This window comes from Sporolactobacillus laevolacticus DSM 442 (assembly GCF_000497245.1).
In the GTDB taxonomy this organism is placed as follows: Bacteria; Bacillota; Bacilli; order Bacillales; family Sporolactobacillaceae; genus Sporolactobacillus; species Sporolactobacillus laevolacticus.
In genome coordinates, this window is sequence record NZ_AWTC01000004.1 from 147,616 (window position 1) to 162,662 (window position 15,047).

Consider the following 15,047-nt stretch of genomic DNA (forward strand, 5'->3'; position numbering starts at 1 on the left):
CGAAAATGTGATACTTAACCGAATTGGGGAGGGCCTGATCGATGCACAACAATGAGCTTAGCGGCGAACCACAATTTTGCGATGCGGATTGGCTGAGGACGCAGATTTTTGAAACAATACGTTTTTATGATCCGCAGTGTATCGATCAGGTGAATGGTGGTTATTATCATTGCTACCTGGATGATGGCACGATTTGCGACTCGGAAATCAAATCACTCGTGGGCACCGCACGCTTCATTTACATATTCAGTGTCGGTTTCATGCTTGGCGGACCAAAGCATTGGAAATCCATGGCGGAACAAGGTCTGCGTTTTCTTGAAGAAGTCTTTCACGACCATAAATATGGCGGCTATTTTTGGATGGCGGAAAAGCGGACAGTGACCGATGCCGGAAAATATATGTACGGCCAAGCTTTTGTTTTGCTTGCACTGGCGACGGCAAACAAAGCGGGCATCGGCGGAACACGGCCGCTGCTAGATGAACACGTGCAAATTCTTGAAAAGAACCTATGGGATCCTGCGTATCAGCTTTATCTGGATGCGAAAAACCGCAACTGGACAGTGACCGATCCGTATCGCGGCCAAAATGCCAACATGCATACCTGCGAAGCAATGATTGCCGCTTTTGAAGCGACCGGCAACAAGGAATTTCTGCGCCGAGCGCTCACGCTTGCGCATTCCGTAACGGTTACGCTTGCAAATCAAACCGGTGGGCTGATTTGGGAGCAGTATGATCAGCAGTGGCATCCGGACTGGATCCGGCGTGAAGCCTACAAGGACAATGAATTCCGGCTGTACGGATACATTTTCGGCCATTCGATTGAATGGAGCAAACTTTTGATGAAGCTGCATCACTACGTGCGCAAGCCATGGCTCAGAGATCGTGCAATTTTTCTGTATCGCACGGCTTGGAAAGCTGCAGCCGATCATACGTATGGTGGCCTTTATTTTTCGATGGCTCCGGATGGCCGGATTCTTGACGCTTATAAATACTATTGGGTGATGGCTGAAGCGCTCGGTGCCTCGGCGCTTCTCGCCAAAGGAGCGCCTGATACGGCCTTTTATCTGCGCCATTATCGAGATCTTTTCGGCTACTGTTGGGCACACTTCATCGATCATCGTTACGGTGCATGGTACCCGAAGCTGAGTCGTGCAAACCTACGCATCGGTTATGAGAAAAGTCCACTGACAAAAACGGATTATCATCCGATCACCAATTACTACGAGGCCATGCGTGTGTTTGAAAAATTAAAAAACAAATAAGCCCTCTGCATTTTTAATCAGCAGAGAACTTATTTATGTGGTGGTATCTTGAATGAATTAGCTTTGCGGGGTGAAAGCTCCGGTCATCTGCTGAGCTGTTTTACCTACCTGTTGTGCGGATTGTTTTGCCCATTGCGGCAGGATGTTCTGATTGTTTCTGAACAAAAAGATAGCGGCAGTAGCTGCTCCGCAACCAACTAAAAACGACCAAAAATTATTACGATTACGCATCTTTTTCACCTCCAATATGTTTGGTACAAAGTTATTTTGAGCTTTTCGGCAAAAATGAATCATGTAAAAACAGGAAACAGTACAGCGTCAATGAGTGGTTTCAAATGCAAATAAATTAAGCAAAAATAGGTGAAAATAAGATCAATAAAAAAGATTCAGCTTGAGTTGAATGAAAAGTCATTCACAACTATTCATCAAGATCCCCGTTACTCAAGCGGATGTCCACAATATTTTGGATAGGCAGTTTCCAACGGATTCCGTAGAGATCTCGGATCGTCAGTTGTTTTTCAAGTACGTCAAGCCGAGCCGGATAACATATTTTTTGCCGAATAAATCCGTCTCGGAAATAACTTAGCTCGATCAGTTTGCGTTCACGAATCGATATTTTTAGCGTTCGGCCGATCTCCTGCAGTTCATCTTCTGCCAGATCGGGACGAGGAATCTTCTCCTTATTTTTACATTCTCCCGTAAGTGGTTCCGCTTGTTCGGGCAGTACTGACTCCAACCGCATATGACTGCCTAATGTCTCTTTACTCATGACAGTACCGCCTCCCAGCGCAAATTGTTGCCTAATGTCTTTTTACTCATAGCAACATCCCTCCATCTATCTTTCGCGTTTGCCGCACTTTATCTATTGCTGCTTTCGCTTCCTCTAGAGTTCGACCGGTTCGATACGCGATATCGGCTGCATCGGAAGTACGCCCCATAATCATGTCATTCTGCAGGATCTGCGCAACTTTTCTCTCATAATGATTCAGCATAAAATCATCTCCCTGTTACCTATTATACACGAACATATGTTCTTTTTGTTCCTAAAAATAGAGAAATATGTTCGGATTAGAGATGCAACTCGGAATATAGCGCTGATAAGCCAGAATTTCTAAATAGTCATATGAACGAGATCGAATTGAAAAAGTCGAAATAACTATAATTTTCCGTGTAAAATGCTGCCATTGGCATTTTTACAGTATTCGGCAATTGATTTTATAAACTGTATCTATTATAATTACACTAATCTCCGAGAAGGGGAATCCTAGAATGAACAGTCAGTTTACTATAGCGGTGCATTGTCTGATTGTGCTCGCGAAAGCGCCCGAACATGTGTGGAACAGCGAGTCACTGTCTCAGAAGGTCCACACGCATCCGGCCAGAGTTCGCAAGATCATGAGCGCTCTGAGAAAGAGCGGGCTTGTCGAAACGAAGGAAGGGCTAGGCGGCGGATACCGGATGGGCTGCGATCCCCATGAATGCACACTGGCGTGTATCTATCAATCTATTTCATGTGATCCTCTGAAACTCAGCTGGTGTTCGGCCGGATGTGAGCAAGATCTCGAATTCGACAAGATCCAGACGATTATGGATTTTGCCTTTGCCGGCGCAGAACGGAGTCTTGAGGAGTATCTTGGTCAATGGTCGATTGCCTCGCTTCTAACGAGACTTAATAAGTCGTCCGAGGAACGGCCGGAGCAGGTGTCACAACAAAAAATTCCGGTTGCTGTACGAATGAAAGAAGAAATCGAAAGACATATAAACAAGATCGGTGGTGAAGGATGATGCAGCAGGAATCCAAATGGAAAAAGGGAGATTGGGTAAAAGGAAGGACAGTGAACGGCGAGCTCATGCATGGTTTTGTGGTCGGCTATAATCATGAAGAAGGAACCGTCAAAATTCAAGTTGTCGCCTGCGACCGAGATTCAACAGTCGGCCGGGTAATTGAAACACTCAGCTACCTGATTAAACCATTCCCGATTATGCCGTTAAGCGGCGAACAATTACGCAGCATGACAGACCTCGCCTTGATCACATCCGATCGCGATTGGTTCATGGATCTGTCATCACAATTGTCGGAAATGGGCGAGACAACAAGCAATAGTTCTGCACAAATGAGCTCATGGTCCTGGTCGGCACAGCATTAACAATTCAAGATTTACGAAATATATTGAGCGCGCGCGTCTACGGATGCGCGCGTTCTTTTTTCAGAATAAGCGGGTCACGAATTTGGATCAATTTTGGCATAAACTCAAGGTTCGTTCTCATGGTCGCATTCCCGAGCCCAGTAGAATTTCAACTTTTTCGGACGTGAAGTAAATTTCTTTTCTCGAAATCGATTGTATGAGAAAATGATAGAGATAAGGGGGTCGGATGAAATGATCAATGCTTTAAATGACACGGTGAAATTAAACAACGGTTTGTCGATACCTGGCTTTGGGCTCGGTGTCTGGAAAGTTAAAGACGGTGAAGAAGTGATTCATTCTGTTCGTTCTGCGTTAAAAGCGGGCTACAAGATGATCGATACAGCGGCAATTTATCGTAACGAGGCCGGCGTCGGCGAGGCGCTACGCCAATCCGGACTTTCAAGAGACGATGTATTTGTGACGACGAAAGTGTGGAACGCAGATCAAGGGTACGATTCCACGCTGGCCGCGTTTGAGACAAGTATGAAGAAGCTCGGCATCGAAACAGTCGATTTGTATTTGATCCACTGGCCAACCGCCGGAAAATACAAAGAAACATGGAAGGCCATGGAAAAATTGTATAGAGACGGCAGAGCGCGCGCGATTGGCGTCTGCAACTTCCATGAGCACCATCTGGAAGATCTGCTTCAGGATGCTGAAATCATTCCGGCAGTCAACCAGATCGAACTGCACCCACTTTTGTCTCAGGTTCCGCTGCGAAATTACTGCTACAAAAAAGGCATCGCAGTTGAAGCCTATTCACCGCTTGGAAGCGGCGGACTGATCGATCATCCGACTCTGAAAGCGATCGGTGAGAAATATGGCAAGACAGCAGCCCAAGTGATGCTGCGTTGGGATGTGCAGAATGACATTATTACCATTCCGCGTTCAACCAAAGAAGCGCATATCATCAGCAATGCTGAAATTTTTGATTTCGAATTGTCTCCAGAAGACATCGATAAAATTGACGAGTTGAATGAAGATAAACGATTTGGCGCGGATCCCGACAATTTTGATTTCTAATGGATTTGGAGAAACTATAAGAAAAGATTCTGGGAAAAAGGTAGGAAGGATTTTTGCAAGAAATTAAGGAATTTGGCGAAAGAAAGGATCTTTCGCAGGAACTTAGGAACGTTGACTAAAAACATTCGTAATGTGAGCGACGTTGAAGTCAGCACATCCTGCTGAAGTACGTCCTGTGACTAACATCGAAGTCACCGCCTCCTGTGTAAAGGTCAACATTTTATCATACAACAACCTAACTGAAAAAAGCTTGGCGGAATGATCGGGCGTTTCGCTAAGCTCTTTTTCTTCTTTACTATACAACGTATAAGGAGCTTCAAAAAGATGACGAATAGTACGAAGACCATGCAAGAAATCAAGCGCGGCCCCATTACCGTTGCACTGATAATCGGTGCGTTTGTCGCCATCTTGAATGAGACATTATTGAATATCGCGCTTTCCGATCTAATTCATTATTTTCATGTTACACCGACAACGGTTCAGTGGTTAACCACCGCTTATTTGCTGGTTATAGGCATTCTGATGCCGGTGACGGCGCTGCTGACCGGCTGGTTTACCACGCGCCAGATGTTTCTTGGTGCGATGAGCCTTTTCTTGCTCGGTACGGTGATTTGCGGGTTTGCCCCGAGCTTTTCATTTCTCTTGCTTGGCCGAATTATCCAGGCTGCGGGCTCCGGATTGATTCTTCCGGTCCTGATGAACACAATATTGTTTATTTACCCACCGGAAAAAAGAGGCGGGGCGATGGGCCTGATCGGACTTGTGCTCATGTTCGCGCCGGCGCTTGGTCCAACTTTGTCCGGCCTAATCATTGCGTCATTATCCTGGCGCTGGCTGTTCTATCTGGTGATTCCGCTTGCCATATTCTCGATTCTGTTCGCCGCCCGCTTTCTGACGAACGTGTCGGAGGTGACACGCCCGAAAGTGGAAGTTCCTTCAATTATTCTTTCCACACTCGGTTTCGGTGGTCTGGTCTATGGTATGGGATCAGGCGCGGAAGGAGGCTGGCTGAGCCTCGTATTTATGGCTATCGGGGTGGTCAGCCTGGTTCTATTTGTCTGGCGCCAGCTGGTCGTTTCGAATCCGATTCTCGATTTTCGAGCGTTTAAATATCCGATGTACACCTTGGCAACGATCATTCTAATTCTGGTCATGGTGACCCTGTTCGCTACCATGATTCTGCTTCCGCTCTATCTGCAGCGGGCTTTGCTTCTGTCTTCATTCGCTGCAGGAGTTGTCCTTTTGCCGGGCGGATTGATCAATGGTCTGCTGTCCCCAGTGATGGGCAAGCTGTTCGACAAATTCGGCCCGCGCTGGCTGGTTACGCCTGGATTGTTGATCATGTCCGTAGTGATCTGGCTCTTCAGCAGGCTGACCGTTTCTGAAAGCATGCTGTACATCATCATTTTATACGCCGCATTGCTGATTGGCATGTCAATGGTGATGATGCCGGTGTCGACAACCGGTCTGAATCAGCTCCCGAAACATATGTATCCGCATGGCACAGCGATCATGAACACGCTGCAGCAGGTGGCCGGCGGTATCGGCACAGCTGTTTTTATCGGCATCATGGTGTCTGGCCAGCAAGCGTACCTAAACCATTCCGCAAATCCTGAGGCACCGTCCCAAGTACTGCAAGGGCTGGTTGCCGGCATGAGCCGCGCCTTTTTCATCGCATTGGCGGTCGGCGTAGTTTCGCTTGTGCTCTCGCTGTTTTTAAAACGAACCTTCGCACCGAAAGAAGAGCAATCAGAAGGATAAAACGAAGGCATACATGATATCCGCAGAATTGCGGCATCCTAAGTTCATCTGTAAAGTATCGGGGTGAAAACATGGATACCTATCTCTGGCCTGTGAGCATGAACCTGTCATTTGTTCTTTTTTCAGCGGAACATATATGTACACTGATTATTATCGCGATACTAGGGGTCTGCCCGTTTCTTTTTCAGAAACAACTGAGGCAGGCCCTTTTTGCGCGCCGCACACTTCGCTATTTTTTCGCGGCCATCCTTTTACTCGGGGAGGCCGGTTACCAGATTTGGACACTTTCAATTGGAGCATGGTCGGTAAAATCGTCGCTGCCCCTTGAAGTCAGTGATCTCGCCGCGCTGCTCACGGCTGTCATGCTGCTGACTAAGCGTTGGCCGCTTTTCTCCATTTTGTATTTCGCCGGAATTGGGGGCGCAGTCCAAGCACTGCTGACACCTGACCTCGGCAGAACAACCTTTCCGCATTTTCACTACATCCAGTTTTTCGCCACTCATGGCACAACCGTAATCGCTTGCTTGTTCATGATTGTGGCCGAGCGTTTCAGGCCAACATACCGCTCGTTGTGGGTGGCTTTTGGCGTAACAAACCTGTACGGCGTAATGATTTTCTTTTTCGACCGGTTGATCGGCGCCAATTATTTGTATTTGATGCACAAGCCAAGTATATCCGTCCTGAATTTTTTAGGACCCTGGCCATGGTACCTGATTTGGACCGAGGTCCTCGCCATCGTAGAATTCCACGTCCTCTACGCACCGTTCTATCTTTGGAAAAAACGAGAAAAAGCGAAAGAAGAGAGGAAAAAAGTTGGGGGAAGTAGAGAGGAACTGTGTGAGGAATGAGAGTCTGCAATAACGGATGAAAAAGTGAAAGGACCTATTTTCTGAAGCGGAAAAATCGTTGTTTAAAAGAGGAAAAATGGGTGTTTATGTCGAATCGAGACATTATCAAAGATAAGGGATGATGCCTATTGATCGTAAATAAACTATATGTTCCCTGGCGGGTGCTCGCTGATCAAGCACTGCTCGAACATCTTGAAAACGACCATCCGGCGCGGGCACAAATTGAAGCGGATCTCGCCAAACGTCAAGCCGGATTTCGCGGCGAACAGAATCTCGCCTATTACCTCGACACATTCCAGAAAGAGGATTGGCACATCTTTTATGCACTCAAGCTTGAAGATTGCCAAATCGATACACTCCTGCTTACACCCACGTTTATTTCACTTCTGGAATCGAAAAATTACTCTGGTGTAGTTCGTTTTGAACCTGATGGACAGTTCATGCGCCGCGTCGCCGATCGGTACGAAGGCTATGCTAATCCCCTTTTACAAGTTGGTCGACACAGAGCCTTGCTCCGAAAATGGCTCTCCAATCATGGCTTGCCAAAACTGCCGATTGAGGCCGATGTCGTAATCGCATTTCCGGCAACGATCATCGAGAACCCGGGAAAATTACGCCATGTCCAAGAACATGTATTCCATGCAGAACAAGCTCCAATGAAACTCGAAAAATTGATTGAAAAATACAAGCATACCCACAATTTTTTTGAATTCATTCCCCAAATTGAACACCTATTGCTCCAAGAACACAATGACAAACCCATCAACGTTTTAAACCTATTCAACATTCACCCATCCGAGTTGAGGCGCGGCGTTCGCTGCGACAAATGCCGCTCCTTCGATATGCAACGCATCTACGCAAACTGGTTCTGCCCAAGATGCGGCTACAAATCCAAAACCGCCCACATACCAATGATCCTCCACTACTTTCTCCTATTCGGAAGCACAATGACCAACAAACAATGCAGAGCGTTTTTGAGAGTCGACAAATGCAAGACAATGACAGATTTGTTAAGCAAAATGAATTTACAAAGAGGCGGATCTGGTTTCGGTAATGGTTTATATTATAAGTCTCCATCTCATGAAACATTTGATCGTTATTTTCGCGATAAACAAGATTGGAGAAAGAGAATCTGGAACAGAAAATAATGAATTACAAAGTAGTAACTAACGAATGAAAAGTAGTAACCAATTCTGGGAAAGTAGAAACAAAACGATTAAAAGTCGTAACGAAAATTTAGAGTAGTAACCAACGAATGAAAAGTAGTAACTAATCCTGGGAAAGTAGAAACAAAACGATTAAAAGTCGTAACGAAAATTTGGAGCAGTAACCAACGAATGAAAGTAGTAACCAATCCTGGGAAAGTAGAAACAAAACGATTAAAAGTCGTAACGAAAATTTGGAGTAGTAACCAACGAATGAAAAGTANAGTAACCAATCCTGGGAAAGTAGAAACAAAACGATTAAAAGTCGTAACGAAAATTTGGAGTAGTAACCAACGAATGAAAAGTAGTAACTAATTCCGAAGTAGTAGAAACAAAACGATTAAAAGTCGTAACGAAAATCTGAAGTAATAACCAACGAATGAAAAGTGAAAACGAAACAGGAAGAAGTAGAACCGAAAAATCATTGTTTTTCAAAATCAGAAGGAATTTCCCAAGTGAAATTCCTACATCCTCCACAAAAAACGAACCAACTTTCCACCTAGCAGCAAGGAAAAGTTGCTCCTTATCCGAACATCAAATAGGGCAAGGATTTTTCGCCTAACATGAAAGAAAAATCCCTCCACGAAGAGCAATAACATGATCAGAAGGAATTTCCCAAGGGGAATTCCCACATCCTCCATAAAAAGTGAATCAACTTTCCGCCTAGCAGCAAAAGAAAGTTGCTCCTTATCTGAACATCAAATAGGGCAAGGATTTTTCGTCCAACATGAAAGAAAAATTCCTCCACCACGTGAAATAGAGACGCTGTTTTAGATATTTTGAAATCGCATGAAATCAACAAATTGTGTCTGGAAGTGTCTCAAATAACACCAAATATGGGTTATGATTGCAAAACAAAAACCGACGTCTGTCGGCTTTTTAATTTTATGGACTTTAGTCCGTTGAGCACGCGTAGCGTGCGAAACAAAAAACCACCCGCTATGCGGGTGGAAGACAAGTCGTTATACAGNTTTTATGGACTTTAGTCCGTTGAGCACGCGTAGCGTGCGAAACAAAAAACCACCCGCTATGCGGGTGGAAGACAAGTCGTTATACAGAAAAGCTCTTCCTTTCGATAGAATATAGGTGTTCAGGCTATATTGCTAAAAGAAAGGAAGAGCGGAATGGCTAATCAAACAAATAGTTTAGCCCACACAAAATGGATGTGCAAATACCATATTGTATTCACACCAAAGTATAGACGAAAAATAATCTACAATCAATATCGGGCGAGCATTCAAGACATCATCCGACAGCTCTGTCGCTATAAAGGCGTAGAAATTTTAGAAGGACATATGATGCCCGATCATGTTCATCTATTTCTCAGTATCCCGCCTAAGATGAGTGTGTCTAGTTTTATGGGTTACTTAAAAGGAAAAAGCGCATTGATGATGTTTGATAAGCATGCAAATTTAAAGTACAAGTTCGGAAATCGACACTTTTGGGCAGAAGGCTACTACGTCAGTACCGTTGGACTCAATGAAGCAACGATCAAGAAATATATTCAAGACCAAGAAAAACATGATATAGCTCTGGATAAATTAAGCGTCCGGGAATATGAGGACCCCTTCAGAGGTCACTGAGTAGTACGAATACCCATTTATGGGTAAGCAAAAGAGGCAAAGGCAATATAGCCTGAACAAAGTGAAGGCCAGCGCCTTGAGACGCTGGTCGGTAGCAAAAGGCTTATAGCCTTAGAGCAAACCACCCTTTTGAAGGGTGGTTTTGATTNAGTGAAGGCCAGCGCCTTGAGACGCTGGTCGGTAGCAAAAGGCTTATAGCCTTAGAGCAAACCACCCTTTTGAAGGGTGGTTTTGATTACCTCAAATATTGTCCCATTTTCAAAAATAAAAAACACTTCCAAAGCATGTGCTAATAAGCTCCATATCGAGGTGCTTTTTACCGAGATCTGATTATAATTATTAAAATTGTTCGGCTTAGAAAATTGCCTTTATTTTAATGAAAAGTTATTCCCATTGCAGCAATTCCTGTACCTAGATTTTTTTTAAGCAATCCAGTGGTTGAAATTTCCATATAAAATTCACCGACTTGAGAACTTAATATAGAGTGAACTGCTAATCGTTGAACTGCTATTTGCCGAAGTCCTTCAGCTAAACTCATTAGTTGCCTTTCAAAATCTTTGCCTTTTTCAACATTATTTTTAAAAGTAATTAACACGTCGCGTTCGTCAGCTTGTATTTGTTCATCCAGGATAAGATTATAGACTTTTTCTAGAATTGTATCTTCTTGTTCTTTCCGACTCAATTTTTTTTTGTTTAACATAAAAAAGTGCTCCCTTTTTTTATGGAACGATATAGCCACTGGCAGCTGAACTCACCTAATCGTTGGCAATAACTTGAAGGTGTATGAAAGATTACCTTGTGTCTGAATCCAACGATACTTGTGTGTTTTGTATTAGATTCAACCGTAGCAATTGTCTTCCATTTTCCTGTCTGAGTCTGTTGAAGCTGACCCTCTGATAATGAATCAAACTTACTCAACGATGCCAATGCGTCCTTAGTTAAACCGACTTTTTTATTTGACATGAGTATGTCTTCCTAAAATAGTTTATAACATTATTTATTATAGAAAATTCATTTTAAAAGTGCCATAACATCTGTCTTATTTGCGAAGAAACATCTTAAATTATTCGGAAACAATTCCATCTAGTGACTTGCCTGCAATAGTGGTTCCTTTAGCTAAGTACTTAACCTTTTTGGTATTTGGCATAATATGCAACACACCTGTTTGTAGCGCTATTAATCGGTTGTCTGCCAATGTATCTTGGTTAGACCAAACGAAAGAAAAGTTAGACCGAAACCATGAAAAGTTAGGCTGAGTCAATTGAAAGTTAGACCGAAAACTAGAGGTTAGACCGAACGAGAGAAAAGTTAGACCGAAACCTTGAAAAGTTAGGCTGAATCAATTAGAAGTTAGACCGATAACCTGATCAGAAGGAATTTCCCGAGGAAAATTCCCACATCCTCCACAAAAAGTGAACCAACTTTCCACCTAGCAGCAAAAGAAAGTTGCTCCTTATCCGAACTTCAAATACGGAAAGGATTTTTCCGATCAACACGAAAGGAAAATCCCTCCACCAATCCCAATAGAAAGTTGCTCCTATTGTTTTCCTCTGACCTAAAGAACTTCCCATCAGGCTTCAATTGGGAAGTTCTTTTTCGAAATTGCTCGTTCCTGTGAACCCTTGTCCTCATTGACTTTTTGGCATATAACCGGAACTCGTTTAATAAGATGTTACAAACTCACATACGGGGTTTCGAGGTGAGCGCGGCGGGCTTGGAACGAGCATAATGCGTTGTTTGGGTTCCGTTTCCTCCAAAGATTGTCTCATTTCGCATCTTCATGACTACAGGAGGCGAGTGGTGTGCACGATTACATCAAAGAGCGTACGATCAAGATTGGAAAGCATATCGTGGAGACAAAAAAGACGGTACGGGTGATTGCCAAAGAGTTCGGAGTCTCGAAAAGTACTGTCCATAAAGATTTGACGGAGAGGCTTCCGAACATTAATCCGGAACTTGCAAACGCAGTGAAGAATGTGCTCGATTATCACAAGTCAATCCGCCATCTTCGAGGAGGGGAAGCGACAAGACTGAAGTATCAAAAGGATACCGAGCAAGCGGTTCAGCACTAAAAAGCTGGGCATCTAACCGCATAGTACGTGAGACCTACACATCCGAATCCAAATCACACCACATAACCATACACAAATGCATCACCCAGACACCTATTGAACCCACATCATCCACATAAACGACACATAAAAAGCATGACCAAAAACCGCAGAGGCAAAGCAAAAAATCGACCTAATGTTTTAATTTAGTGTTTTTTTCGACAGACTCCCTGTTTGTATTGTTTTGTGATAAAATGAAATAATGATTGATAAATATCCTGGATTCAGTCCAGGTGTTTTGACAGGGAGGATTTGGCGTGTTTTCTAGAGATATCGGAATTGATCTCGGAACGGCGAACGTATTGATTTATGTTAAAGGACAGGGCGTGGTCCTTAATGAACCTTCAGTGATTGCATTAGATACGGATACGAAACAAATGCTGGCGGTCGGTGAAGAGGCAAGACGGATGGTGGGACGTACACCAGGCAACATCGTTGCGATCCGTCCGCTTCGTGATGGCGTAATTGCTGATTTTGAAATCACAGAATTAATGCTGACACACTTCATTAATAAAATTAATGTCAAAGGTTTCTTAAAGAAACCGAGAATTCTAATCTGCACGCCGACACATATCACATCGGTTGAGCAAAAGGCGATTCGTCAGGCGGCTGAACGCAGCGGCGGCAAACAAGTCTACCTTGAAGAAGAACCGAAAGTAGCTGCAGTCGGCGCAGGCATGGATATTTTTCAGCCGAGCGGCAACATGGTTATCGATATCGGCGGCGGCACGACCGACATCGCCGTCCTCTCTATGGGCGATATTGTGACCTCTCAGTCCATCAAACTGGCAGGCGACAAATTCGACCAAGAGATTCTGAACTATATTAAGAAAAAATACAAACTGCTGATTGGTGAACGAACAGCGGAACAAATAAAAATGACCGTCGGCACGGTTTTCAAAGATGCCCGTGACGAAAGCATGGACATTCGCGGCCGCGACATGGTCACTGGCCTTCCGAAAACATTGACCGTTCATTCCAATGAGATTGAAGAGGCACTCGCTGACTCCGTCGGCACACTCGTCCGTGCGGCGAAGAATGTGCTGGAACAGACACCTCCGGAATTGTCTGCCGACATTATTGATCGCGGCGTCATTCTGACCGGTGGCGGCGCTCAGCTGCACGGCATCGACCAGCTGCTTGCAAGCGAGCTGAAAGTACCAGTGGTTGTTGCCGATAATCCAATGACTTGTGTCGTTGAAGGCGCCGGCAAAATGCTTGAACACCTAGATAAACTCCCAAAGCGCAAAGCAAATTAATTGCTCTGCGCTTTTCGCGCCTCATAAATAGGACGTAATAAAGCACACAAAGTCACGCAATACACGATAAAAACGCTACTAGGCAGGTGAAGGACATGATAAGAGGACTATACACTTCTGCGGCAGGGATGATTTCCCAGCAACGGCGACAGGAGACCTTGTCGAACAACTTGAACAACATCGATACACCCGGATACAAAAGCGACCAGAGCAAACTTCGCACTTTTCCCGAACAGCTGATTAATCGGCTCGGTGGTGACGAAGAGGCTTCTCGTACGGTAGGAGGCCTGGCAACCGGTGTCTATATGGATGAGACCGTACCTGATTTTTCGCAAGGGACGATCACGGAAACGGGTAAAGCAACCGATGTCGCCTTGATCACTTCGCAGCTCCCGGTCAACCCTCAGACAGGCGCACAGGAAGGTGCTCTGCTCTTTAACGTCCGGACACCTGCCGGGAACACGCGTTATACACGGGACGGACATTTTACGCTTAGCCCGACCGGATTCTTAACCGACGACTCAGGCAATCAGGTATTGAACGCAGCGGGTCAGCCGATCCAGCTCCCGTCGGATCAGTTTCAGATCGCTGGCGACGGCACGATCCAAGCTAATGGAGCGAACTATGGACAGATCGGCGTCAGCTACGCGGCCAACACCAATCAACTGGTCAAAGAAGGCAACGGACTTTTTCGGTTAAATGGAGGAGGCAATCTGCCTCAGGCAACCGGCACCGCCAATGTCAGTTATAATCTGAAACAAGGCTTCGTTGAAGGTTCAAACGTTCAGGCTGATCAGACGGTGACCGATATGATGGAATCGTATCGATCGTTTGAAGCCAATCAGAAGGTACTGCAGATTATCGACGGTTCATTGGATAAAGCAGTGAATCAGGTCGGCCGTATCAACTAACGCGTAGGCAACTATTAATCAAAAACAGGGCAGGTGAGTACGATGCAAAGGCAAATGATGGCAACATCCGTGACTTTAGGACAGATTCAGCAGCAGCTGGCTACCGTCGCTGATAATATCGCGAACGTCGGCACAACCGGATATAAAAGCCGTGACGCGAAATTTACCGATCTCCTTTTTCAGCAAATCGACAATATGAGAGCGAACGCCGATCAGGTTGATCAGAACAATCGCTTGACCCCGTCCGGTATACGTGACGGCTCAGGCTCCAAAGTTGGCGATACACAATTGGATGTCTCTTTAGGTGCAATTAAGCAGACCGACAATCCGCTCGACCTCGCTTTGACCAATGACCATCAGTTTTTCACGGTTGCTTTGACAGGGACAAATGGCGTAACAACGACAGCTTATACACGTGCCGGCGCATTCAGCGCGCAGCCGGATCCACAGAATCCCAATGTCGTTAGACTTATGACGAAAAATGGTAACCCGATACTCGGCACAAATGGTCAGCCGATCGTGTTACCGGCCAATTATAGAGATGTCCATATTGATAATGCCGGCGCGATCACGGTTGAACTGGCGAATGGCACTCAAGTCAATGCTGGTCAGCTTGGCCTCGTCACAGTTAACCGCCCGCAACTGCTGGAAAACCAAGGCAACAGCCTCTACACGCTACCGAATCTCGCCCAACTTGGAATCGGCTTGAATCAAGTCGTTCAACCGGTTGCCGCGGGCAATGGAAGCGTGGCACAAGGCAAACTGGAAAATTCGAATGTCGATTTAACTAAAGAGATGGCTGATCTGATTAATCTGCAGCATAATTATCAGCTGAACGCGCGATCCATTACCATCGGCGATCAGATGGCGGGACTGGTTAACGGTCTGCTGCGTTAAG

Annotated in this window: 16 protein-coding genes; 12 read left to right on the top strand and 4 right to left on the bottom strand. The window is 45.1% G+C overall.

The genetic code is table 11. The features are described from left to right. Window positions 1-41 precede the first annotated feature (41 nt). Window positions 42-1,262, top strand: a complete 1,221-nt coding sequence (locus P343_RS24630; protein WP_023509432.1) for an AGE family epimerase/isomerase — start codon at window positions 42-44, stop codon at window positions 1,260-1,262. Between the two features lie 57 nt (window positions 1,263-1,319). Here P343_RS24630 and P343_RS37090 read toward each other — a convergent pair whose 3' ends face one another. The 3 genes from P343_RS37090 to P343_RS37095 all read right to left on the bottom strand — a co-directional run bounded on the left by P343_RS37090 (window position 1,320) and on the right by P343_RS37095 (window position 2,254). Continuing rightward, window positions 1,320-1,493, bottom strand: a complete 174-nt coding sequence (locus P343_RS37090; RefSeq protein WP_023509433.1) for a hypothetical protein — start codon at window positions 1,491-1,493, stop codon at window positions 1,320-1,322. 187 nt (window positions 1,494-1,680) lie between these two features. Next, window positions 1,681-2,031, bottom strand: a complete 351-nt coding sequence (locus P343_RS24635) for a YolD-like family protein (protein WP_023509434.1) — start codon at window positions 2,029-2,031, stop codon at window positions 1,681-1,683. 46 nt (window positions 2,032-2,077) lie between these two features. Beyond that, window positions 2,078-2,254 (bottom strand): hypothetical protein, encoded by a 177-nt coding sequence (locus P343_RS37095; protein WP_023509435.1) that lies wholly within the window; start codon window positions 2,252-2,254, stop codon window positions 2,078-2,080. A gap of 277 nt (window positions 2,255-2,531) precedes the next feature. Between P343_RS37095 and P343_RS24640 the strand changes: the two genes are divergently transcribed. The 7 genes from P343_RS24640 to tnpA all read left to right on the top strand — a co-directional run bounded on the left by P343_RS24640 (window position 2,532) and on the right by tnpA (window position 9,868). Then, complete coding sequence (locus tag P343_RS24640) at window positions 2,532-3,047, top strand: Rrf2 family transcriptional regulator (RefSeq protein WP_023509436.1); 516 nt, start codon at window positions 2,532-2,534, stop codon at window positions 3,045-3,047. Beyond that, window positions 3,044-3,409, top strand: a complete 366-nt coding sequence (locus P343_RS24645; RefSeq protein ID WP_023509437.1) for a hypothetical protein — start codon at window positions 3,044-3,046, stop codon at window positions 3,407-3,409. The genes P343_RS24640 and P343_RS24645 overlap by 4 nt, the downstream gene beginning before the upstream one ends. A gap of 234 nt (window positions 3,410-3,643) precedes the next feature. Further along, window positions 3,644-4,471 carry an aldo/keto reductase gene (locus P343_RS24650; protein WP_422784806.1) on the top strand — a complete coding sequence of 276 codons (828 nt, stop codon included), beginning with the start codon at window positions 3,644-3,646 and terminating at the stop codon, window positions 4,469-4,471. Window positions 4,472-4,795: 324 nt separating this feature from the next. Further along, window positions 4,796-6,232 carry an MDR family MFS transporter gene (locus P343_RS24655; RefSeq protein ID WP_023509439.1) on the top strand — a complete coding sequence of 479 codons (1,437 nt, stop codon included), beginning with the start codon at window positions 4,796-4,798 and terminating at the stop codon, window positions 6,230-6,232. A 71-nt stretch (window positions 6,233-6,303) separates the two neighbouring features. Beyond that, a complete protein-coding gene (locus tag P343_RS24660) occupies window positions 6,304-7,080 on the top strand; it encodes a YwaF family protein (protein WP_023509440.1) in 777 nt (258 codons plus the stop codon). A gap of 128 nt (window positions 7,081-7,208) precedes the next feature. Beyond that, window positions 7,209-8,228 (top strand): nuclease-related domain-containing protein, encoded by a 1,020-nt coding sequence (locus P343_RS24665; protein ID WP_023509441.1) that lies wholly within the window; start codon window positions 7,209-7,211, stop codon window positions 8,226-8,228. A 1,181-nt stretch (window positions 8,229-9,409) separates the two neighbouring features. Further along, entirely contained in the window at window positions 9,410-9,868 is a 459-nt protein-coding gene (tnpA, locus tag P343_RS24670; RefSeq protein WP_023509442.1) for an IS200/IS605 family transposase, read from the top strand. 373 nt (window positions 9,869-10,241) lie between these two features. Here tnpA and P343_RS24675 read toward each other — a convergent pair whose 3' ends face one another. Continuing rightward, a complete protein-coding gene (locus P343_RS24675; RefSeq protein WP_023509443.1) occupies window positions 10,242-10,568 on the bottom strand; it encodes a bacteriocin immunity family protein in 327 nt (108 codons plus the stop codon). Between the two features lie 1,102 nt (window positions 10,569-11,670). Between P343_RS24675 and spoIIID the strand changes: the two genes are divergently transcribed. The 4 genes from spoIIID (at window position 11,671) to P343_RS24700 (ending at window position 15,046) form a co-directional block, all read left to right on the top strand. Then, the gene (spoIIID, locus tag P343_RS24685; protein WP_023509445.1) at window positions 11,671-11,940 is read left to right on the top strand and encodes a sporulation transcriptional regulator SpoIIID; all 270 of its coding nucleotides are present in this window, start codon (window positions 11,671-11,673) and stop codon (window positions 11,938-11,940) included. A 296-nt stretch (window positions 11,941-12,236) separates the two neighbouring features. Further along, the gene (gene mreB, locus P343_RS24690; protein WP_023509446.1) at window positions 12,237-13,238 is read left to right on the top strand and encodes a rod shape-determining protein; all 1,002 of its coding nucleotides are present in this window, start codon (window positions 12,237-12,239) and stop codon (window positions 13,236-13,238) included. 95 nt (window positions 13,239-13,333) lie between these two features. Beyond that, entirely contained in the window at window positions 13,334-14,149 is an 816-nt protein-coding gene (locus P343_RS24695) for a flagellar hook-basal body protein (RefSeq protein WP_023509447.1), read from the top strand. A gap of 42 nt (window positions 14,150-14,191) precedes the next feature. After that, complete coding sequence (locus P343_RS24700) at window positions 14,192-15,046, top strand: flagellar hook-basal body protein (RefSeq protein ID WP_023509448.1); 855 nt, start codon at window positions 14,192-14,194, stop codon at window positions 15,044-15,046. The last annotated feature ends 1 nt before the right edge of the window (window position 15,047 follow it).